Here is an 18986-nt window from a genome sequence, read left to right as displayed (position 1 = left end):
GAAGTTCACGAGCCCGGATGCGGGACGAAGGAGAAGCCAGGGATGACCGCTCGCGCGAACAGTCGAGGAATCCGGTCGTTGCGCCGATGGGCAGCACTGACCGGGGCGGGTGTGCTGGCGCTGGGAATGGCAGCCTGTTCGTCGACCGGCGGAAACCCGGACACCGCGGGTGGGAACGGTTCTGGCGGCGGAACGGTTGACACCCCACGCGTGACGATCGCGATGATCACCCACGAGGCGCCCGGGGACTCCTTCTGGGATCTCATCCGCAAGGGCGCCGAGACGGCGGCGAAGAAGGACAACGTCGAGCTTCGCTACTCCAGCGATCCGGAGGCGCCCAACCAGGCCAACCTGGTCCAGAGCGCCGTCGACGCCAATGTCGACGGTATCGCGGTCACGCTGGCCAAACCCGACGCCATGCGCGCCGCGGTCCAGGCCGCCGCGGCCAAGGGAATCCCCGTCGTGGCCTTCAACGCCGGCATGGACACCTGGCAGGACATGGGTGTGCAGGAGTTCTTCGGTCAGGACGGTTATATCGCCGGCCAGGGGGCGGGCGAGCGTGTCGCCAAAGATGGTGCGAAGAAAGCCATCTGCATCATCCACGAGCAGGGCAACGTCGACCTTGAGGCCCGCTGTGCGGGTATGAAGAACACCTTCGGGGCCACCGAGATCCTCAACGTCAACGGCAAGGACATGCCCTCGGTGGAATCGACCATCACCGCCAAGCTCCAGCAGGATCCCGCCATCGACATGGTCGTCGCCCTTGGCGCGCCGTTCGCGCTGACAGCGGTCACCTCGGCCAAGAACGCCAACAGCTCGGCAAAGATCGGAACGTTCGACACCAATGCGGCGCTGGTGGACGCCATCAAGGGCGGCGATATCCAGTGGGCGGTCGACCAGCAGCCCTACCTACAGGGTTATCTCGCCGTCGATTCGCTCTGGCTCTACCTGAACAACAAGAACGTCATCGGTGGCGGCAAGCCGACGTTGACCGGCCCCGCCTTCATCGACAACACGAACATCGACGCCGTGGCCGAATTGGCCAAGGGCGGAACTCGCTAGCAGTGTCGGAAAGAGCAGAGATGTCCACCCAGACCGAGGTGACCCTCGAGAACCACAAGGTTGTCCGCGACGAACGCGTCAAGGAACGAAACCGGCTACAACGCATACTGATCCGTCCGGAGATGGGTGCCGGCATCGGCGCGATCGGCATCTTCATCGCCTTCCTCGTGGTGGCGGCTCCGTTCCGCGAGGCCTCGTCGCTGGCCACCGTGCTCTACGCCAGCAGCACCATCGGCATCATGGCCTGCGGTGTCGCGCTGCTGATGATCGGTGGCGAGTTCGACCTCTCGGCCGGCGTCGCGGTGACGTTCAGTTCGCTGGCGGCGTCGATGCTCGCCTACAACCTGCACCTCAACCTCTGGGTCGGGGCCGCGCTGGCCTTGGTGCTGTCTTTGGTGGTGGGCTTCTTCAACGGCTTCCTGGTGATGAAGACCAAGATCCCCAGCTTCCTGATCACGCTGAGCACGTTCTTCATGCTGGCCGGTATCAACCTGGCCGTCACCAAACTGGTTGCCGGACAGGTGGCCACCCAGAGTGTCAGCGATATGGCCGGCTGGGACTCTGCACAGAAGGTGTTCTCCTCCAGCTTCACCGTGTTCGGTGTCGGCATCCGGGTCACCGTGCTGTGGTGGCTGGTCTTCACCTTGGTCGCCACCTGGGTGCTGTTCAAGACCAAGATCGGCAACTGGATCTTCGCCGTCGGCGGCGATGCCGAAAGTGCCCGTGCCATCGGCATTCCGGTGACCAAGGTCAAGATCGGCCTGTTCATGTTCGTCGGGTTCTGCGCCTGGTTCGTCGGCATGCACCTGCTGTTCGCGTTCAACACCGTGCAGTCCGGTCAGGGCATCGGCAACGAGTTCTTCTACATCATCGCCGCAGTCATCGGTGGCTGCCTGCTCACCGGTGGCTACGGCACCGCGATCGGCGCCGCCATCGGTGCGTTCATCTTCGGCATGACCAATCAGGGCATCGTCTATGCGGGCTGGGATCCGGACTGGTTCAAGTTCTTCCTCGGCGGCATGCTGCTGTTCGCGGTGATCGCCAACAATGCCTTCCGTAACTACGCAGCGAAGAAGTGATCTGATGACCGCAACAGTCGAAACCCCCAGCAATGCGGCCTCCGGCGGCAAAAAGGTGCCGCTGGTCGAGCTGCGCAATGTCGGCAAGTCCTATGGCAACATCACCGCGCTCAAGGACATCAGCCTGCGGGTGCACGCCGGTGAGGTCACCGGCATCCTCGGCGACAACGGCGCAGGCAAGTCCACGCTGATCAAGATCATCGCCGGCCTGCATCAGCAGACCGAGGGTGAACTGCTCGTCGACGGGGAGGTCACCACGTTCTCCTCACCGGCCGATGCGCTGGACAAGGGCATCGCGACCGTCTACCAGAACCTGGCCGTCGTCCCGCTGATGCCGGTGTGGCGCAACTTCTTCCTCGGCCAGGAGGTTCGCAAGAAGTCTTTCCCGTGGTCGCTGGACGCCAACGCCATGCGCGCCACCACGCTGGCCGAGCTGTCGAAGATGGGCATCGAGCTGCCTGATGTCGACGCCCCGATCGGCTCATTGTCCGGTGGCCAGCGCCAGTGCGTCGCCATCGCGCGGGCGGTCTTCTTCGGTGCGCGGGTGCTGATCCTGGACGAACCGACCGCGGCGCTGGGTGTGAAACAGTCCGGTGTGGTGCTGAAATACATCACCGCGGCCAAGGAGGCCGGGTTCGGTGTCGTCTTCATCACCCACAACCCGCACCATGCCCATATGGTCGGCGACCACTTCGTGCTGCTCAACCGCGGGCGGCAGAAGCTGGACTGCACCTATGACGACATCACGCTGGAGCATCTGACCCAGCAGATGGCCGGTGGTGACGAGCTGGAGGCGCTCAGCCACGAGCTCGGCCGCTGAGTCACCCCGCGCCGGTCGGCCGTCTCGTGTAGGCCACCGGGTGCGGGGGTATAACGACGGCCATGACCACGACGACACTGAAGACAGAAGACGCCGGCAAGCAGGCCGTCAGCCGCAGCGTGCAGGTCACCGCTCCGGTGGCCACGCTTTTCGAGCAGATCGCCGACCCGCACCGCCATCACGAGATCGACGGATCGGGGACCGTACGCGATGTCGAGGTCAAGGGTCCGCACCGGTTGTCCGAGGGCGACAAGTTCACGGTCGGCATGACCCAGTACGGGCTGCCCTACAAGATCACGTCCAAGGTGACGGCGGTCAGGGAGAACGAGATCGTCGAGTGGCAGCACCCGCTCGGTCACAAGTGGCGTTGGGAGTTCGCCGAGGTGAGTCCCGGCATCACCAAGGTCACCGAGACCTTCGACTATTCCTCGGCCAAGGTGCCCTTCGTCATCGAGCTGCTGGGTATGCAGAAGCAGAATGCGAAAGGCATCGAGAAGACGTTGACCGGGCTCGCCGACAGGTATCTGACGCACTGACCCCGAGAACGACATCGCGACCCGACACTGGTCGGGTCGCGATGTCGTCTGCGGTGTTCGGTGTCAGGCGATGATGCCGTTCAGATAAGCGACACTGGCCCGCACATCGGCCACCGGACCGTCATCGACAGGCACGCCGTCGAGAATGGTGTCCTGCTCCATCACGAACCAACCGTCGAACCCGTTGTCGCGCAACACAGCGACGATGGCTTCGATATCCACATCGCCGGTGCCCAGCGGGGTGTACATGCCGGCCTTGACGGCCGCGGTGTAGCTGAGCTCACCGGACTGCACCCTGGCGGCCAACGCCGCGTCGACGTCCTTGAGATGGGTGTGCGCGATGCGCTGCGGGACGGCCTTGGCCAGCTCCAGGGGGTCGGTGCCACCGATGAGCAGGTGACCGGTATCCAGGCACAGCGGGATGGACGAACCGGCCAGCACCCGGTCGACCTCGGCGCGGGTCTCCACGATGGTGCCGACATGTGGGTGCAGCACCGCCAACAGGCCGCGGTCGGCGACGATGCCTGCCAACCGATCCAGGTTGGCCAGCAACGTGTTCCATTGTGTCTCGTCGAGCACGGGTCGTGAGTCGTAGCCATCGGCACCGGTGGCGGCGGCCAGCACCACCACGCCGGCGTCGGCGGCGATCAGCGAATCCAGCGGTCCGGCAAGGTCTTCGGCCGGATCATGGTCGGCGCGGTGCAGGATCACCGGGACGAAGCCGCCGACGCAGCTGAGCTGGTGCTCGGCGAGCACGGACTTCAGTTCTTCGGCGTCGGCGGGCAGGAAACCCTCCGGGCCCAGTTCGGTTGCTGTCAGCCCGACTCCACGCATCTCGGCGAGGACCTGTGCTGGGGCCAACTGGTGACCCCAGCCCGGAACCTCGCAGACACCCCAGGAAATGGGTGCTCCGGCAAGTTTGATGCTCATGCGTTGGTCACCTTTCCTTTGACCTCATCGATGCGCACCGGCGTACCACGGCGCAGGGACTCGGTGGCGGCCTCGGCCAGCCAGGCCACCTCGACGGCGTCGGCGACGGTCGCTCCGCGGACCGGGCCGCCGTTGGCGACGTCGACGAAACCGGCCAGCTCGGTGCGGAACGCCTCGGTGAAGCGATCCATGAAGAAGTTGTGAGCCGGTCCAGTGGGGAACTCGTTGGCGGGATCGACATTGCGCAATGGCGCCCCCTGGTCCCAGCCGGCAGCCACCGAATCGTCGAAGCCGTGGATCTCGAGGCGGCAGTCGTAACCGCGCGCGTTGTACCTGGCGTTGGAGATGACACCCAGTGCGCCACCGTCGAATCGCACCACCACCGCCGCGGTGTCGACATCGCCGTACTCGGCGAACAGCGGGTCGCCCTGTACCGACCCGGTGGCGTAGACCTCGATCGCCTGCTGGCCGGTGATCCACCGGACGACGTCGAAATCGTGGACGGCGCAGTCCCGGAAGATGCCACCCGAGCCCTTGATGTAGTCCAGCGGCGGGGGAGTGGGGTCCATGGTGGTGCTGCGCACCGTGTGCACGATGCCGAGGCTGCCGTTGTCGACAGCAGCCTTGGCCGCGGCGAACGCGGCGTCGAAGCGGCGCTGATAGCCCACCTGCACCGGTATCCCGGTGCGCGTGATGGTCTCGGCGACCCGCGCGCTCTCGGCGGCGGTCGAGGCGATCGGCTTCTCGCAGAACGTCGGGATCCCGCGTTCGACCGCGGCGAGGGTGAGCTCCGCGTGCGCCGGGGTGGCGGCGGCGACCACGACGCCGTCGATACCGGACGCCAGCAGTTCCTCGACGGATCCGACCGCCGTGGCGCCGTGCTTGGCGGCCACCGCCGCGGTCACGTCGGCGCGTTCGTCGGTGATCACCAGCCCGTCGATCCCGTCGAGTCCGGCAAGGGTTTCGGTGTGGAATGCGCCGATGCGGCCCAGTCCGATCACACCGATCGTGGTCATGGGGTTCTCCGTTCGTCCGGGTGCGTCCAGGGCGCACACCACGGTTAGTCTTGCTGTGACACCGACCGCAATCAACAGCAGAAAGCCATCAAAAAACCATCACGTGTTTCGGCGAGCAGACGCAAAACTGCCGGAATCAGCGCAGAAAGCGCAGGTCTACGTCTGCTCGCGGAAGAGGTAGGGGATGCACCGATACAAGGTTCGTGAGATCGCCCAGCAGTGCGGTCTGAGTGAGGCGACGGTCGACCGCGTCCTCAACGACCGCCCCGGGGTCCGGGAGAACACCCGAGCCGAGGTGCTGCAGGCAATCGCCGACCTGGACAAACAGCGCGCGCAGTTACGACTCAACGGCCGTCGCTACCTGATCGACATCGTGATGCAGACACCGCAGCGGTTCTCCGACGCGTTCCGGGCCGCCGTGGAGGCCGAGCTCCCTGCATTCGCGCCCGCGGCGGTGCGGGCCCGTTTCCACCTGTGGGAATCCGGTTCGGCGGCAGATACGGTCGAGGCGCTGGGCCGGATCAAGGGAAGCCACGGTGTCATCCTCAAGGCGCAGGACGAGCCCGAGGTAGCCGAACAGGTCGACCGGCTGGTGGCCGCCGGGGTGCCGGTGGTCACCTACACCTCCGATGTGGCCAACAGTGACCGCAGCGCCTACGTCGGCATCGACAACCACGGGGCCGGGCTGACGGCCGCCTACCTCGTCGACCAGTGGCTGGGTGAGCGACCGGCCGATGTGCTGATCACACTGAGCCGCACGGTGTTTCGTGGTGAAGGCGAACGGGAGGTGGGGTTTCGGGCCGGCTTGCGGGGATCCCGTCGCGAGATCGTCGAGATCAGCGAGGGAGATGGCATCGACGCCAGCACCGAGGCGCTGGTGCTGGACGCGCTGCGTCGCCACCCCGGTATCGAGGCCGTCTACTCGCCAGGCGGCGGTAACGCCGCGACGGTCGCCGCGTTCGAGAAGCTCGGGCGCGCGTGCCGTGTTTTCGTCGCGCACGATCTCGACGCCGACAACCGCACATTGCTGCGGCAGGGCAAGTTGTCGGTGGTGCTGCACAACGATCTGCGCGCCGACGCCCGCCTTGCCATGCGGGTGATCCTGGCCCGACACCGCGCGCTGCCCGAGGAGTCCGTGCGCCCCGCGCCGATCCAGGTCATCACGCCCTACAACGTGCCCGGCTGGGAAGGTCTGGGACGGGATCGGTGAGAACGGGGCTGCGCTGCGGAATCGCTGAAAGCGCCCGATGCGGACTACCATTTCACCGCTCGGCCACGTCACCCGTGTGTCGACCACACGACATACCGCAGGCGGGGGATTCGGATTGATGGCGCCACAACTGGTCCCGGGCGTGACGGTGCTGGGCAACCTCGCCATCGACGTCATCAACGGTGCGGCCCCGAGTCCGGGTGGCTGCGCATCATTTGCCGGGGTGGCACTGCAATCGGCGCCGGGCAGCACGCATATCGCGGCCATGGGCGAACAACGACATCACGAACTCTTCGGACCGGTGCTCGACCGGTTCGGTGAGCTGGTGCGGCTCCTTCCCGCCGATCGCACCAGCGCGTTCAGCCTCGACTACGACGACACCGACCACCGGCACATGGGCGTCTCGGCGATCGGGCCGGTGTGGCGGCCCGGTGATATCGATGCCGATGATCCGCGCACCACCTGGATCCACCTGGCGCCGCTGCTGCGGACCGATTTCCCGGCCGACACCCTGGCCCATCTGGCGGCGCGCGGTCACCGCATCGCCTATGACGGTCAAGGCTTGGTGCGCGCCGACCGGGTCGGGCCGCTGGTGCTGGATCGAGACTTCTCTCCGGAGTTGTTGCGGCACCTCAGCGTTCTCAAATTGGCCGAAGATGAGGCCGTGATCGTCGCCGACGGTGCGTTCGACCTGGCCGCCGCGGCACGCCTGGGGGTACCGGAGATCCTGGTCACCTATGGGTCCGAGGGCTGCGATATCTACCGCGACGGCTCGGTGGTTCGGGTGCCTGCCGCATGGCGCGTGATGGACGTGCAGACCACCGGTGCGGGCGATATGTTCACGGCGAGCTACGTGGCGCATCGCGCGGCGGGCGCCGAGCCGGTCAGGGCGGTCGAGATCGCCAGCGAGTTGGTCGCGCGGGAACTGCAGAAGCGTGTGCAGATGCCGTCTACCAAGGCTTGACCTGCACAGACTTGACAGGTGTCAACTCGGACGGGCCCCACGGTCGCCACGAGCTACTGATCGGTAACCAGATCCTTAGAGAACGACATTCTCGGAAAGTGACGAAAACCACAGGATGTGTGGCCCGCCACACGCTACACAGCGCTGACCAGTAGCTTTTTCTCGGTGTCACCTGCGTGTCGCCGACTGGCGTGGCAATGGACACCCTAAGAGAAGTGCCATACTGGTTACTCGCAGTGACACCAAAAGTTTTTGACGTAACGCCCGCCTGGCCACGCGCCACCGGCCGGGGTGTGAAAGGCAGGAAGTCGTGGGTCAGAACGGCAGCACCGGCGCTCCGCGGCAGAAGCTGGAAAAAGTGGTCATCCGCTTCGCCGGCGACTCCGGTGACGGGATGCAGCTTACCGGCGATCGCTTCACTTCGGAGGCCGCCCTTTTCGGCAACGACCTTGCGACCCAGCCGAACTACCCCGCCGAGATCCGGGCACCACAGGGCACCCTGCCGGGTGTGTCGTCGTTCCAGATTCAGATCGCCGACTACGACATCCTGACCGCCGGTGACCGTCCCGACGTCCTCGTCGCGATGAACCCGGCCGCGCTGAAGGCCAACGTGGGTGACCTCCCGCGCGGCGGCCTGATCATCGCCAACTCCGACGAGTTCACCAAGCGCAACCTGGCCAAGGTCGGCTATGACGCCAATCCCTTGGAGAACGAGGAACTGTCCGACTACGTCGTGCAGTCGGTGGCCATGACCACCCTGACCCTCGGTGCCGTCGAGGCGATCGGCGCCACCAAGAAGGACGGCCAGCGCGCCAAGAACATGTTCGCCCTCGGGCTGCTGTCCTGGATGTACGGCCGCGAGTTGGAGGCCAGTGAGGCGTTCATCCGGGAGAAGTTCGCCCGTAAGCCCGAGATCGCCGAGGCCAACGTGCTGGCGCTCAAGGCGGGTTGGAACTACGGCGAGACCACCGAGGCGTTCGCCACCACCTACGAGGTCGCTCCGGCCAAGCTGAAGTCCGGCGAGTACCGCCAGATCTCGGGTAACACTGCCCTGGCCTACGGTGTGGTCGCCGCGGGGCACCTGTCCGGAATCCAGGTCGTGCTCGGCACCTACCCGATCACCCCGGCCAGCGACATCCTGCACGAGCTGTCGAAGTACAAGCACTTCAACGTGCTGACCTTCCAGGCCGAGGATGAGATCGCCGGTATCGGTGCCGCCATCGGCGCCTCCTATGGCGGCGCGCTCGGCGTCACCAGCACCTCGGGTCCGGGTGTATCGCTGAAGTCCGAGGCCATCGGCCTGGCCGTGATGACCGAATTGCCGTTGCTCGTCATCGATGTCCAGCGCGGTGGTCCGTCCACCGGTCTGCCCACCAAGACCGAGCAGGCCGACCTGCTGCAGGCCCTCTACGGGCGCAACGGTGAATCGCCGGTCGCGGTGCTGGCGCCGTGCTCGCCGTCGGATTGCTTCGATATCGCGGTCGAAGCGGTGCGGATCGCGATCGGCTATCACACCCCGGTGATCATCCTGTCCGATGGCGCGATCGCCAACGGGTCCGAACCGTGGCGCATCCCGGACATCAGCACCTACCCGGCGATCGAGCACAAGTTCGCCAAGTCCGGCGAACCGTTCGAGCCCTACGCCCGCGATCCCGAGACGCTGGCCCGCCAGTTCGCCGTGCCGGGCACCCCGGGCCTGGAGCACCGCATCGGAGGTCTCGAGGCGGCCAACGGTTCGGGCAACATCTCCTATGAGCCCAAGAACCACGATCTGATGGTGCGGTTGCGCCAGCTCAAGATCGACGGCATCACCGTGCCCGATCTGGTGGTCGACGATCCGACCGACGATACCGAGCTGCTGATGCTCGGATGGGGCAGCTCGTACGGTCCCATCGGCGAGGCGTGCCGGCGGGCACGTCGTAAGGGCATCAAGGTCGCGCATGCCCAGTTGCGTCACCTCAACCCGTTCCCGGCCAACCTCGAAGAGGTACTGCGCAAGTACCCCAAGGTGGTCGTGCCAGAGATGAACCTCGGCCAGCTCGCCCTGCTGCTGCGCGGCAAGTTCCTGGTCGATATCCAGTCGGTGACGAAGGTCGAGGGCATGGCCTTCCTGGCCGACGAGGTCGAGGGCATCATCGATTCGGCGCTGGATGGCACATTGCGCGAGAAGGAAACTGACAAGGCGAAATTCGCACGGTTGGCCGCGGCCACCGTGGAATCTGTGGGAGCAGGAGCATGACCGACCTAGTTGGCTCTGATCTGGGCCTGACCGAAGCCCTCAGCAAGACGGCGCTGGTGCCGACCACGGACCAGCCGCAGAAGGGCAAGGACTTCACCAGTGACCAGGAGGTCCGCTGGTGCCCCGGCTGCGGTGACTACGTCATCCTCAACACCATCCGTAACTTCCTGCCCGAGTTGGGCCTGCGGCGCGAGAACATCGCGTTCGTCAGCGGTATCGGCTGCTCCAGCCGGTTCCCGTACTACCTGGAGACCTACGGGTTCCACTCGATCCACGGCCGCGCGCCGACCATCGCCACCGGCCTGGCGCTCGCCCGCGAGGACCTCTCGGTGTGGGTCGTCACCGGTGACGGCGACTCGCTGTCCATCGGCGGCAACCACCTGATCCATGCGCTGCGCCGCAACATCAACATCACCATCCTGTTGTTCAACAACCGGATCTACGGTCTGACCAAGGGCCAGTACTCGCCGACCTCCGAGGTCGGCAAGGTCACCAAGTCGACCCCGATGGGCTCGCTGGACTATCCGTTCAACCCGGTGTCGCTGGCGCTGGGCGCCGAGGCCACCTTCGTCGGCCGTGCGCTGGACTCCGATCGCAAGGGTCTGACCGAGGTGTTGCGCGGTGCCGCGCAGCACCGGGGCGCCGCCCTGGTCGAGATCATGCAGGACTGCCCGATCTTCAACGATGGCTCGTTCGACGCCCTGCGCAAGGAGGGTGCCGAGGACCGGCTGATCAACATCACCCACGGTGAGCCGATCACGTTCGGTGCCGACGGTGAATACGCCGTGGTGAAGTCCGGTTTCGGGCTGGAGATCGCCAAAACCGCCGATGTGCCTGCCGATCAGATCGTGGTGCACGACGCGACCATCGACGATCCGGCCTACGCCTTTGCGCTGTCGCGCCTGAGCGAGCAGAACCTGGATCACATGGTCATGGGCATTTTCCGGCAGGTGAACAAGCCCACCTACGACGATGCTGCCCGTCAGCAGGTTGCCGCCGCACGGGAAGCCAAGGTGCACGACACGGCCGCGCTGCAATCGCTGCTTCGCGGTAAAGACACCTGGTCGGTGGACTAACCTGCTGGTGTGACCACGCGCACAGCACCGGCCGCCGTCGTCCTGGCCGGTGGTGCGTCGCGGCGGATGGGCCGCGACAAGGCGACCCTGGTGTTCGAGGGACGCACGCTGGTCGAGCGCGTCGTCGACACCGTGGCGGCCCGCTGTGATCCGGTTTTTGTCGTGGCGGCGCCCGGTCAGGCGTTGCCGACTGTGCCCGCCCAGGTCCTGCGCGACGAAGTGCGCGGCCTTGGCCCGTTGCTCGCGACCGCCAGGGGTCTGCGCGCTGCTGCCGCCGCCGGCGCCGAGTGGGCCTTCGTGTGTGCGGTGGACATGCCTCACTTGACAGCGGCATTCATCGACGAGCTGTTGGAGCCCGCGGCGACGACCCAGGCCGCCGTGGTGCTGGTCTGGGATGGCCGTGACCACTATCTCGCCGGGCTCTATCGCACCTCGTTGGCAGGCGTCGCCGATGATCTGGTGGCCGGGGGAGAGCGCAGCATGCGGGCCCTTGTCGATGCCGTCGACACCCAGCGCATCGTCACCGAGCCCCAGCGCGCGCTCACCAATGTCAACTCTCCGGATGACCTGCAAGTCTGAGCTGTATCACCGGACCCAGCAAATTCGCAATTAAAGCGGCTTTGCGGCCGAATTCGATTACAAGACTCATTGCGGGCGTCATCAGCGCCAATGTCATGCAACCGAAAGTGTGATAATTCCAGTGCGGCTTTTACTCGCATGCTTGCGTATCGCAGCCTTGAGGGCGTGAGATCTGCTGTAGCGCAGGCGCTTCCATCGATAAAGGTGGGTGTGTGAACTGGCTTTCGGCAGGCCGGATTTCGCGGTTGCTCGAAATCGACCCGGCTGCCTGTGCGCGCCGAATGTGGCCGAGTGTCCTCCTCGCGCCGCCGCGTGGAGCTGGCCACTTCGAAGTCTGATCGACATTCAGTGAAACACATTGCGGCAACGAAATTTTCGATCCGTGACGTGCCAATCATGCTGTGCCTAGCGGTGGTTGGCTCCTGTGGCAGGATATACGTAAACCATTGTAGGACAACGGTTTATAGGCCGTCCTCGGTGTCCGGAGATAGGGTGATGTGTAGCGAACAGCCCGTGAACCGACCTGTGGGGCGGGTGTCGGGAACGGTGATATCGGGTACACAAACCGCACGCGGGTCGAAAACGAGCGCATGGGGCCCACAAATATGTGGTCGGGGCCACAAAAAGCATGTGATCTGCCCCACCAATGGTGTCTCGACCTGCGGTTTAGCCTGCCGCTGCGATTTCCAGGCTGACCTGCGCAGTTACGGATTTCGAGCCGCCGTGATCATCCTGTGATCTGAACGCGACACGTTCGACACCGAAGTGACTTCGTCTTCGGACTTTTGTACGTTCATTTTCAACTCCGCTGGAGCAAACAATTTCATATCCAAGCATCTGCGTGTGAGTGGGCCGATGCGAGGCGCTGAGCGCTCGCTGGTCGTCGGATGAGTCATCCGGCAAGACACCGATTTGTCTCCCACTGTCGTGCCCGACCGAGACGGCACGCCCCAAATTTGCCGCCTGACACTCAGGCATGCCGCGTCCGCATTCGTTGCGGACGTGTTCTTTGGCGCGCGCTTCGCGAGAGGATCGACGTTGAAGAATATCCGCAAGACGTTCGGGATGGCCGCCATTGCCGGGGCGCTCAGCGCAGCCCCTCTGATGTTGGCGACCGGAACCGCACATGCGGACTCCGTGAACTGGGATGCCGTCGCGGCCTGCGAGTCGGGCGGCAACTGGGCGATCAACACGGGTAACGGCTACTACGGTGGCCTGCAGTTCACCATGAGCACGTGGCAGTCCAACGGCGGATCGGGTGCGCCGCACGCCGCAAGTCGCGAAGAGCAGATCCGCGTCGCGGAGAATGTCCTGCGCAGCCAGGGCATCGGCGCGTGGCCGTCCTGCGGTCGCCGGGGCTGAATTACATAACCGATTTTCGACAATGGCGCTGGGCTTTACGCCCGGCGCCATTGTTTTCTCACAAATACCTGTCGTCACATAAGGAACTGCTAAAACTTCCGCCCCCTGCGTAACGGGTGATATCGGTCACTCGACAAACGGGACAACCGCGTCGCACACATGCTCTCCGCGCGAATCGCGGTCCGTGTCACCGGTCGGGGAAGGACCGCAGAATGATCAGCTACAGCAGCACCGTCAAGAACATCGTCACCAAGGCACTGTGGGTGTTCGCCGCAGCCATGGGCCTGTCGCTGGCGCCGATGGTCCTCACCGCCACCGCGAGCGCCGACACCGTCAACTGGGATGCCATCGCCGAGTGCGAGTCGGGCGGTAATTGGACGGTCAACTCCGGCAACGGTCACTACGGCGGCCTGCAGTTCAAACAGGCCACCTGGAACGCCAACGGCGGCGTCGGCTCGCCGGCCGGTGCCTCACGTGCCGAGCAGATCCGGGTTGCCGAGAACGTGCTGCGCACCCAAGGGCTCAAGGCATGGCCCAAGTGCGGCTCCCGCGGCGCCACGCCCGCGGTCTGGGGGACGCCGACCCTGCCGCAGAATCCCGCGCCGGTGGCAACGGCCACGGGATGCCAAGCCATCCGCGGCGGGGCTGTACTGGGAATCCTCGACTTCCGGCAGATGTGCATGGCGCTGGAGAACGTGGGACGCACGTTCCAGCCGCGCTGACGACCCGTCGGTTCACCTAGTCCGGCATGACGAATGCCCAGCGCCCCGCGATGCTCGCCAGGTGCCGGGCCAGCAGGACCTCCGGCACCAACGTCGACGCCCGACTGGCCGCCGCGCTCAGCAGCGCGGGCCGCAGGTTGACGATCTGCCCGATCGTGCGCGCCTCGCCGACTAGTGCGCGTACCCGTCGGCCGCGGAACGCCGCGAACCTGGCGAAGGCCGCCGGAAGATCGGCGCCCCCGGCGGTCATGGCGGCCAGGATGGCCGCATCCTCCAGGCCCTGACATCCGCCCTGTCCCAGGTGGGGGCGCATCGGGTGGGCGGCATCTCCGATGATGACCACCCGTCCGCTCGACCATCGGCGGGCACGCGCGCGGTCGTAGAGGTCATTGCGCAATACCGCCGCGGGGTCGGTCGCGGCCAACAGCGCGGGAATGGGCTCCGGCCACCCGCCGAACACTCTCTGTAGGTGAGCCAACTCGCCGTCTGGTGCGAAGGCGCCCCTGGGCGCGCGCTGGGTGGCGAACCAATAGGTGTGGCGAGAGCCCAACGGAACGTGGCCGACCTCGAGCCCAGGTCCCATCGTCTCGCCGGCGAGGTCCGGTTCCAGCGCGTGCTCGGCGATACCGCGCCAGGCGGTGTACCCGGCGTAACGCTTCGCCAGAGTCCCGTTGAGGTGGCGGGCGACAATCGAATCGACACCATCGGCTCCGATGACCGCGTCTGCGTCGAGCACCGCGCCATCGGACAGCACGACCCCGGCGGCCCCCGGTGTCAGCTGCAACCGTGCCGCCGTGCAGTCATATGTCACGGTGCCTGTGGGCAGTGCCGCGGCCAGGATGTCCGTCAGCGCTCGGCGGTGGATCACCACGAGCGGTTCGCCGAGTGCTCGCACCATCCGGTCGGTGGCCGGACGCCGCAACCACCGGCCGTCGCACCAGCGGACCGCGCCGGCGCCGACCCGACCACCGGCCGCGCGGACCTCATCACCCAATCCGAGGACATCGAGCGCGGCGAGCGCGTTGGGCCAGATGCTGATGCCCGCCCCGGTCCCGACCTCGCTTTCGGCGCGTCCCTCGATGACCCGCACGTCGTGACCGACCCGGCGCAACGCGACGGCGGTGGCCAAGCCGGCGATCCCGGCGCCGACGACGAGGAAGCGCTGTGGCATGGCCCCGAGCGTAGGTGTCAACAAGCCGAGACATTCGGGTCACACCGACGAAACGCACACCTGGTTTCCTCAAAGGCAACTCAGTCAACTCGTGGTGACCGAAAGGGGCTCATGAAACCCGAACTGGACGTGACCAGTGTGCCCGGCTGTGCCATCGCGCCCACCACACCGCCGGCCGATATCGGGGGACGATCCTGGACCCTCATCACCTTCGATTCTGCAGCCATCGCAGTGGCTCACGAGTGGCGGCGTCAGATCGCCTCGGCGGCAGCGGAATCGGCGGTGCGGATGTACCGTGCCACCGATATCGCCGACGCCGTCGCCGCGCTGCGGACCGACCTGGCCGACGCGGCGGTTGGCTGGCGGCTGATGGTGGCCGGTCCCGCACGCGCCTGCCTGGCACTGCGGGCCGAGGCGGTGTCACTCGGCGTCGCCGATGACGAGATGACGTTCGCCAGCACCGAGGTGGCTGCGCGATCGGTGCAGTGCGTGCACTGCTCGACCGTCAACCACGTCGTGGTGGACCTGGAGGATGTCACGCCGTGTGCCGGTTGTGGCCGTAATCTACCTGTCTACTATCACGTTTCACGACGACGCGGCAACTACCTCGGATTCATGGCCGATGCCGAGGAGATGCCAGCATGAGAACCCTCAAGCTCGTCGTCACCGCCATCGATGACAGCATCGAGGACGTCCGGACGTTGACGCTGAGCGATCCCGACGGCGCGCCGCTGCCGTCCTTCACCCCGGGCAGCCACATCGTGCTGGAATGTGGCGCGGTCGCCAACGCCTACTCCCTGACCGGGGACGGCACTGTGCCGTGTTCCTACGAAATTTCCGTGCTCCGGTGCGACAACGGATCCGGCGGCTCGCTGTGGCTACATGACCGGGTCGCCCTCGGCGACACCGTGATCGCCAGTCTGCCGCGCAGTGCCTTCGCGCCGGTACTGCGGGCCCGCAAGCACCTACTCGTCGCCGCGGGCATCGGCATCACGCCGATGGTGTCGCACCTGCGGTCGGCGCGCGTATGGGGCCGTCACACCGAGCTGCTGTATGTCCACCGACCCGGGCGTGCGGTGCACGTCGACACCGTCACCCGGCTCGCCGACGATGTGTCGATCCATACCGGCCGGGCCGGATTCGACACGGCACTGCGCACCGCCCTTGCCGGCCAGCCGTTCGGCGCGCACCTCTACGTGTGTGGCCCCACCGCATTCATCGCCGATGTCACGGCAACGGCCGTCGAACTCGGCTGGCCGGACAGCCGGATACATCTCGAGCACTTCGGTTCCGCCGCACTGGACCCCGGCGAACCCTTCACCGCGAGGATCACCTCGACCGGGGAGCAGTTCATCGTCGAATCGGGGGTGTCGCTGCTCGAGGCGTTGGAACGCCGTGGATTCGACGTTCCCAACCTGTGCCGCAAGGGCGTATGCGGTGAATGCCGGATACCGGTGGCCGGCGGCGCGATCACCCATCGTGACCTCTTTCTCGGCGACGAAGACAAGCAAGCGGGCGACACGCTGATGGCGTGCGTGTCTCGCGGTGACGGTGAAACACTGGAGGTGGCGTTGTGACAACCGAGATGATCTCCTCGACCGACCTGATCGAGACCTTCCCCTACCCGTTCTCGGCGGACAGCTACCGCTACACGACGAACGTGGAACCGGCGGGCGCGCCGGTCACCACCCCGGCGGGCCGCTGGGGCGAGCGAGTGGTCGATATCGACAGCGAGTACGAACATGAATTGGCCGAGCGGGCAGCGGTTCTCGCGGCCGACCCGTCCAGGTACGCGGTGCTGCCGCATATGCGGCCGGCGTGCTGGGATGTGATGATGACGCTGATGCGGGAGCTGGCGGCCGCCTATCCCGACAGCATGTCATTGAGCCGTGACGGAGATCGTTGGCGTTGGCGAAACCAGCGATTGGGTATCGAGCAGACCTTCGCCATCGGCGATGACAGTTCGCTTCCGGTCGAGCCGCTGGCTTATATCGCCGGTCAGGTCCAGGAGGACATCGTGCTGCTGGACCAGCGCGAGGGCGATCTGTTCGGCGACGCGGGAGTGGTGACCTTCGCTGCCGACTGGTCGTTCGGCTTCGACGTCGGGATGTCGTTCCTGGAGATCCACGGTCCGGTCCCGCGGTTGCGGGCTACCGGGGTGATCACTCGGGCAAGGGAGTTCCTGATGCGGCTGCAGCCCGGCGAAACCTACCGGCGCACCAACTGGACGTTGACCATCGGACGCCGCCTCGACGTCTCCACCGAGCGTTACCCCGACTGGGGGCCGGATCGCGTGATGATCACCCAGGTGGGCGACGAGGAGTTCGGCAGGCTCGTCCACCTACGGGTCGAGGTCCAGCATCTGATCCGGTTACCGGAGTCCGGCGCGATCTGCTTCCTGATCCGCACCTACATGCTGCCGCTGGCCGATATCGCCGCGGTGGAGCCATGGCGGGTACGCACCGCTGCGGTGCTTGCCGATCTGCCCGATGACATGGCCGACTACAAGGGCATCATCGGCTACCGCGACCGCGCCGTGCGGTGGCTGCAGGCGGCAGGCTGACGCACGCACGAGAATGCCCGAATCGCTTCTGCGATCCGGGCATTCTCTGCTGTGGTGGGGCCGACTCAGTACGCCGTGGGTTCCCCCTCGGCGGCCGGTCCGGGTTCCACCGGAGTGTGTTCGATGATCGCCTTGTAGGCCTTGTTCTCGTGCTGGATCATCCGGACGAAGAATCCGACGAACAGCAACACGGCGAGGATGAAGAACAACCACACACCGAACGAGTATCCGCCGAAGGTGAACACCACACCGGCTTCGTCGTAGTTCTCGATGGGACTGAACATCTACTTCACCTCCGCGATGAGCAATGCCTTGCCGCCGTTGAGCGGCATGGTGGTGACCGGAATGCCTTCGGGGTACGGCGTCGCGGGAACCTCACTGAGATCGAGCCCTTGTTCCTCGACGGCGGCCGGAATGCGCAACAATCCGACCTTCTTCAGCAGTAGCGATACGACATAGGTCGGGACGAAGCCGAGCGTGGCGAACACCAGCGCGCCGATCATCTGACCCCACAGCGATACCGACGGGTTGCCGTCGGTGTTCGGGTATCCGGACAGGAACACGCCGGCCATCAGGACCGAGTACATCCCGATCCCGCCATGAACCGAGACCGCACCAACCACATCATCGATCTTGAAGCGTTCCAACAGCTTTCCGATGAACGGCGCGAGCGCACCTGCACCGAAGGCGATGACGAACCCGAGCGCCGGGTGGTACAGATCCATGCCCGATGCCACGCCGATCACGCCGCACAGGCCGCCGGAGATGGTCCAGAAGGGCTCACCGCGGGAGGTCAGGTAGGCGCCGATGATCCCGCCGGCCAGACCCATCAAAGTGTTGAAGGCGAAGGCGCTCAGTGTGGTCGGGCTGGCGTAGATGGTGGCGAAGCCGTCACCGGCGTAGATGACGCAGCCCATCAGGAAGCCGAAGAAGCCGGTGAAGATCAGCATCAGGCCGAGCATGGTGAGCGGCAGATTGTGCGGACGGATGGTGACGGGTTTGCCGTCGGGGCCGAACCGTCCGATCCGCGGGCCCAGGTTGATCAGGATGCCCAACGTCGCGAAGCCGGCGATCATGTGCACGCAGCCCGCAGCACCCACGTCGTGGAAGCCGAGTTTGGTGAGCATCCAGCCGGCGCCATGCCACCCCCAGGCGGCGCCGATGATCCAGGTGACCGAGCCGACCAACACGGTCAGCACGAGGAAGCCACTGGTCCGGATGCGTTCGAGCACAGCGCCGGACATGATCGAGCCGGTGGTCGCCGCAAAAAGGGCGAAGGCGCCCCAGAAGATGCCGCTGGCGGAGTCTGCGGTGTTGGGGCCCATGTTGTCGCCCCATGGCAAGGCGGCCTTGGCCGCGTCGTTGAACTCGATGAAGCCACTCGGCATGGCGTTGTAGAGGAACCAGCCGACGAAGTAGAACGATGCGACGATGGTCGCGAAGGCGAGCAGGTTCTTCATTGCCGTAGCCAGGACGTTCTTCGACCGGGACGCGCCGACCTCGTAGGCCAGGAAGCCGGCATGGATGAGCATCATCAGCGCGATGGACATCCAGTAGAAGAATTCGTTGTTCACTGACGCCATCGTCGCGAGGGCGTCCTCCACTTCGGGTGTCAAAACAACCTCCGCCGTTCAGGTGTGGGGGATGGGGGCGACCG

The 18986-nt window shown here is 65.6% G+C and carries 19 protein-coding genes; 14 read left to right on the top strand and 5 right to left on the bottom strand.

The window, feature by feature from the left end:
- The first annotated feature begins 42 nt into the window (after positions 1 to 42).
- From IC40_RS0105330 to IC40_RS0105315, 4 genes are all read left to right on the top strand, one after another.
- Positions 43 to 1062 carry a substrate-binding domain-containing protein gene (locus tag IC40_RS0105330; RefSeq protein ID WP_036469404.1) on the top strand — a complete coding sequence of 340 codons (1020 nt, stop codon included), beginning with the start codon at positions 43 to 45 and terminating at the stop codon, positions 1060 to 1062.
- Positions 1063 to 1082: 20 nt separating this feature from the next.
- On the top strand, positions 1083 to 2141 hold the full coding sequence (locus IC40_RS0105325; protein ID WP_030133714.1) for an ABC transporter permease: 1059 nt from the start codon (positions 1083 to 1085) through the stop codon (positions 2139 to 2141).
- Positions 2142 to 2145: 4 nt separating this feature from the next.
- Complete coding sequence (locus IC40_RS0105320) at positions 2146 to 2961, top strand: ATP-binding cassette domain-containing protein (protein WP_030133713.1); 816 nt, start codon at positions 2146 to 2148, stop codon at positions 2959 to 2961.
- A 62-nt stretch (positions 2962 to 3023) separates the two neighbouring features.
- Positions 3024 to 3497, top strand: coding sequence for an SRPBCC family protein (locus IC40_RS0105315; RefSeq protein WP_030133712.1), 474 nt, complete (start codon positions 3024 to 3026; stop codon positions 3495 to 3497).
- Between the two features lie 63 nt (positions 3498 to 3560).
- On the opposite strand, the gene IC40_RS0105310 is transcribed toward IC40_RS0105315, so the two are convergent.
- Together IC40_RS0105310 and IC40_RS0105305 are read right to left on the bottom strand one after the other, a co-directional pair.
- On the bottom strand, positions 3561 to 4427 hold the full coding sequence (locus IC40_RS0105310) for a sugar phosphate isomerase/epimerase family protein (protein WP_030133711.1): 867 nt from the start codon (positions 4425 to 4427) through the stop codon (positions 3561 to 3563).
- The gene (locus IC40_RS0105305; RefSeq protein WP_030133710.1) at positions 4424 to 5443 is read right to left on the bottom strand and encodes a Gfo/Idh/MocA family protein; all 1020 of its coding nucleotides are present in this window, start codon (positions 5441 to 5443) and stop codon (positions 4424 to 4426) included. The genes IC40_RS0105310 and IC40_RS0105305 overlap by 4 nt, the downstream gene beginning before the upstream one ends.
- Positions 5444 to 5627: 184 nt before the next feature.
- Here IC40_RS0105305 and IC40_RS0105300 point away from each other — a divergent pair, with 184 nt between their 5' ends.
- From IC40_RS0105300 to IC40_RS0105270, 7 genes are all read left to right on the top strand, one after another.
- Complete coding sequence (locus tag IC40_RS0105300) at positions 5628 to 6653, top strand: LacI family DNA-binding transcriptional regulator (RefSeq protein ID WP_030133709.1); 1026 nt, start codon at positions 5628 to 5630, stop codon at positions 6651 to 6653.
- 118 nt (positions 6654 to 6771) lie between these two features.
- Positions 6772 to 7617 (top strand): carbohydrate kinase family protein, encoded by an 846-nt coding sequence (locus IC40_RS0105295; RefSeq protein ID WP_234411688.1) that lies wholly within the window; start codon positions 6772 to 6774, stop codon positions 7615 to 7617.
- A gap of 310 nt (positions 7618 to 7927) precedes the next feature.
- Complete coding sequence (locus tag IC40_RS0105290; RefSeq protein WP_030133707.1) at positions 7928 to 9856, top strand: 2-oxoacid:acceptor oxidoreductase subunit alpha; 1929 nt, start codon at positions 7928 to 7930, stop codon at positions 9854 to 9856.
- Entirely contained in the window at positions 9853 to 10932 is a 1080-nt protein-coding gene (locus tag IC40_RS0105285; protein WP_030133706.1) for a 2-oxoacid:ferredoxin oxidoreductase subunit beta, read from the top strand. Before IC40_RS0105290 ends, IC40_RS0105285 begins: the two co-directional genes overlap by 4 nt.
- A gap of 9 nt (positions 10933 to 10941) precedes the next feature.
- Positions 10942 to 11511, top strand: a complete 570-nt coding sequence (gene mobA, locus IC40_RS0105280; RefSeq protein WP_030133705.1) for a molybdenum cofactor guanylyltransferase — start codon at positions 10942 to 10944, stop codon at positions 11509 to 11511.
- Positions 11512 to 12549: 1038 nt separating this feature from the next.
- Positions 12550 to 12873 (top strand): transglycosylase family protein, encoded by a 324-nt coding sequence (locus IC40_RS0105275; RefSeq protein WP_030133704.1) that lies wholly within the window; start codon positions 12550 to 12552, stop codon positions 12871 to 12873.
- 212 nt (positions 12874 to 13085) lie between these two features.
- Positions 13086 to 13595, top strand: coding sequence for a transglycosylase family protein (locus tag IC40_RS0105270; RefSeq protein ID WP_030133703.1), 510 nt, complete (start codon positions 13086 to 13088; stop codon positions 13593 to 13595).
- Positions 13596 to 13611: 16 nt separating this feature from the next.
- Here the strand turns inward: IC40_RS0105270 and IC40_RS0105265 are convergent, their stop codons facing one another.
- Positions 13612 to 14766 carry an FAD-dependent monooxygenase gene (locus IC40_RS0105265; RefSeq protein ID WP_030133702.1) on the bottom strand — a complete coding sequence of 385 codons (1155 nt, stop codon included), beginning with the start codon at positions 14764 to 14766 and terminating at the stop codon, positions 13612 to 13614.
- Positions 14767 to 14877: 111 nt separating this feature from the next.
- Here IC40_RS0105265 and IC40_RS0105260 point away from each other — a divergent pair, with 111 nt between their 5' ends.
- The 3 genes from IC40_RS0105260 to IC40_RS0105250 are packed head-to-tail and all read left to right on the top strand — an operon-like array spanning position 14878 to position 17329.
- The gene (locus IC40_RS0105260) at positions 14878 to 15411 is read left to right on the top strand and encodes a dimethylamine monooxygenase subunit DmmA family protein (RefSeq protein ID WP_030133701.1); all 534 of its coding nucleotides are present in this window, start codon (positions 14878 to 14880) and stop codon (positions 15409 to 15411) included.
- Positions 15408 to 16343: a PDR/VanB family oxidoreductase gene (locus tag IC40_RS0105255; RefSeq protein ID WP_030133700.1), complete on the top strand. Its 936-nt coding sequence runs from the start codon at positions 15408 to 15410 to the stop codon at positions 16341 to 16343. Before IC40_RS0105260 ends, IC40_RS0105255 begins: the two co-directional genes overlap by 4 nt.
- Before the next feature lie 8 nt (positions 16344 to 16351).
- Positions 16352 to 17329 (top strand): heme-dependent oxidative N-demethylase family protein, encoded by a 978-nt coding sequence (locus tag IC40_RS0105250; RefSeq protein WP_030133699.1) that lies wholly within the window; start codon positions 16352 to 16354, stop codon positions 17327 to 17329.
- Positions 17330 to 17394: 65 nt separating this feature from the next.
- On the opposite strand, the gene IC40_RS0105245 is transcribed toward IC40_RS0105250, so the two are convergent.
- On the bottom strand, positions 17395 to 17613 hold the full coding sequence (locus IC40_RS0105245) for a hypothetical protein (RefSeq protein WP_019513225.1): 219 nt from the start codon (positions 17611 to 17613) through the stop codon (positions 17395 to 17397).
- Positions 17614 to 18945 (bottom strand): ammonium transporter, encoded by a 1332-nt coding sequence (locus tag IC40_RS0105240; protein ID WP_030133698.1) that lies wholly within the window; start codon positions 18943 to 18945, stop codon positions 17614 to 17616. It abuts the gene before it with no gap.
- Between the last annotated feature and the right edge of the window lie 41 nt (positions 18946 to 18986).

The sequence above is a fragment of the Mycolicibacterium neoaurum ATCC 25795 genome, from assembly GCF_000691525.1.
Classification (GTDB): domain Bacteria; phylum Actinomycetota; class Actinomycetes; order Mycobacteriales; family Mycobacteriaceae; genus Mycobacterium; species Mycobacterium neoaurum.
The sequence above is the reverse complement of the archived record's forward strand: the minus strand, read 5'-3'. Positions and strand labels throughout refer to the sequence as shown.

What these genes read in the sequence shown, in the direction of transcription:
- IC40_RS0105315 (WP_030133712.1), top strand. Translation starts at nt 3,024, where the DNA reads ATGACCACGACGACACTGAAGACAGAAGACGCCGGCAAGCAGGCCGTC.
- IC40_RS0105300 (WP_030133709.1), top strand. Translation starts at nt 5,628, where the DNA reads ATGCACCGATACAAGGTTCGTGAGATCGCCCAGCAGTGCGGTCTGAGT.
- IC40_RS0105285 (WP_030133706.1), top strand. Translation starts at nt 9,853, where the DNA reads ATGACCGACCTAGTTGGCTCTGATCTGGGCCTGACCGAAGCCCTCAGC.
- IC40_RS0105320 (WP_030133713.1), top strand. Translation starts at nt 2,146, where the DNA reads ATGACCGCAACAGTCGAAACCCCCAGCAATGCGGCCTCCGGCGGCAAA.
- IC40_RS0105255 (WP_030133700.1), top strand. Translation starts at nt 15,408, where the DNA reads ATGAGAACCCTCAAGCTCGTCGTCACCGCCATCGATGACAGCATCGAG.
- IC40_RS0105260 (WP_030133701.1), top strand. Translation starts at nt 14,878, where the DNA reads ATGAAACCCGAACTGGACGTGACCAGTGTGCCCGGCTGTGCCATCGCG.
- IC40_RS0105270 (WP_030133703.1), top strand. Translation starts at nt 13,086, where the DNA reads ATGATCAGCTACAGCAGCACCGTCAAGAACATCGTCACCAAGGCACTG.
- IC40_RS0105330 (WP_036469404.1), top strand. Translation starts at nt 43, where the DNA reads ATGACCGCTCGCGCGAACAGTCGAGGAATCCGGTCGTTGCGCCGATGG.
- IC40_RS0105295 (WP_234411688.1), top strand. Translation starts at nt 6,772, where the DNA reads ATGGCGCCACAACTGGTCCCGGGCGTGACGGTGCTGGGCAACCTCGCC.
- IC40_RS0105325 (WP_030133714.1), top strand. Translation starts at nt 1,083, where the DNA reads ATGTCCACCCAGACCGAGGTGACCCTCGAGAACCACAAGGTTGTCCGC.
- IC40_RS0105310 (WP_030133711.1), bottom strand. Translation starts at nt 4,427, where the DNA reads ATGAGCATCAAACTTGCCGGAGCACCCATTTCCTGGGGTGTCTGCGAG.
- IC40_RS0105305 (WP_030133710.1), bottom strand. Translation starts at nt 5,443, where the DNA reads ATGACCACGATCGGTGTGATCGGACTGGGCCGCATCGGCGCATTCCAC.
- IC40_RS0105245 (WP_019513225.1), bottom strand. Translation starts at nt 17,613, where the DNA reads ATGTTCAGTCCCATCGAGAACTACGACGAAGCCGGTGTGGTGTTCACC.
- IC40_RS0105250 (WP_030133699.1), top strand. Translation starts at nt 16,352, where the DNA reads ATGATCTCCTCGACCGACCTGATCGAGACCTTCCCCTACCCGTTCTCG.
- IC40_RS0105265 (WP_030133702.1), bottom strand. Translation starts at nt 14,766, where the DNA reads ATGCCACAGCGCTTCCTCGTCGTCGGCGCCGGGATCGCCGGCTTGGCC.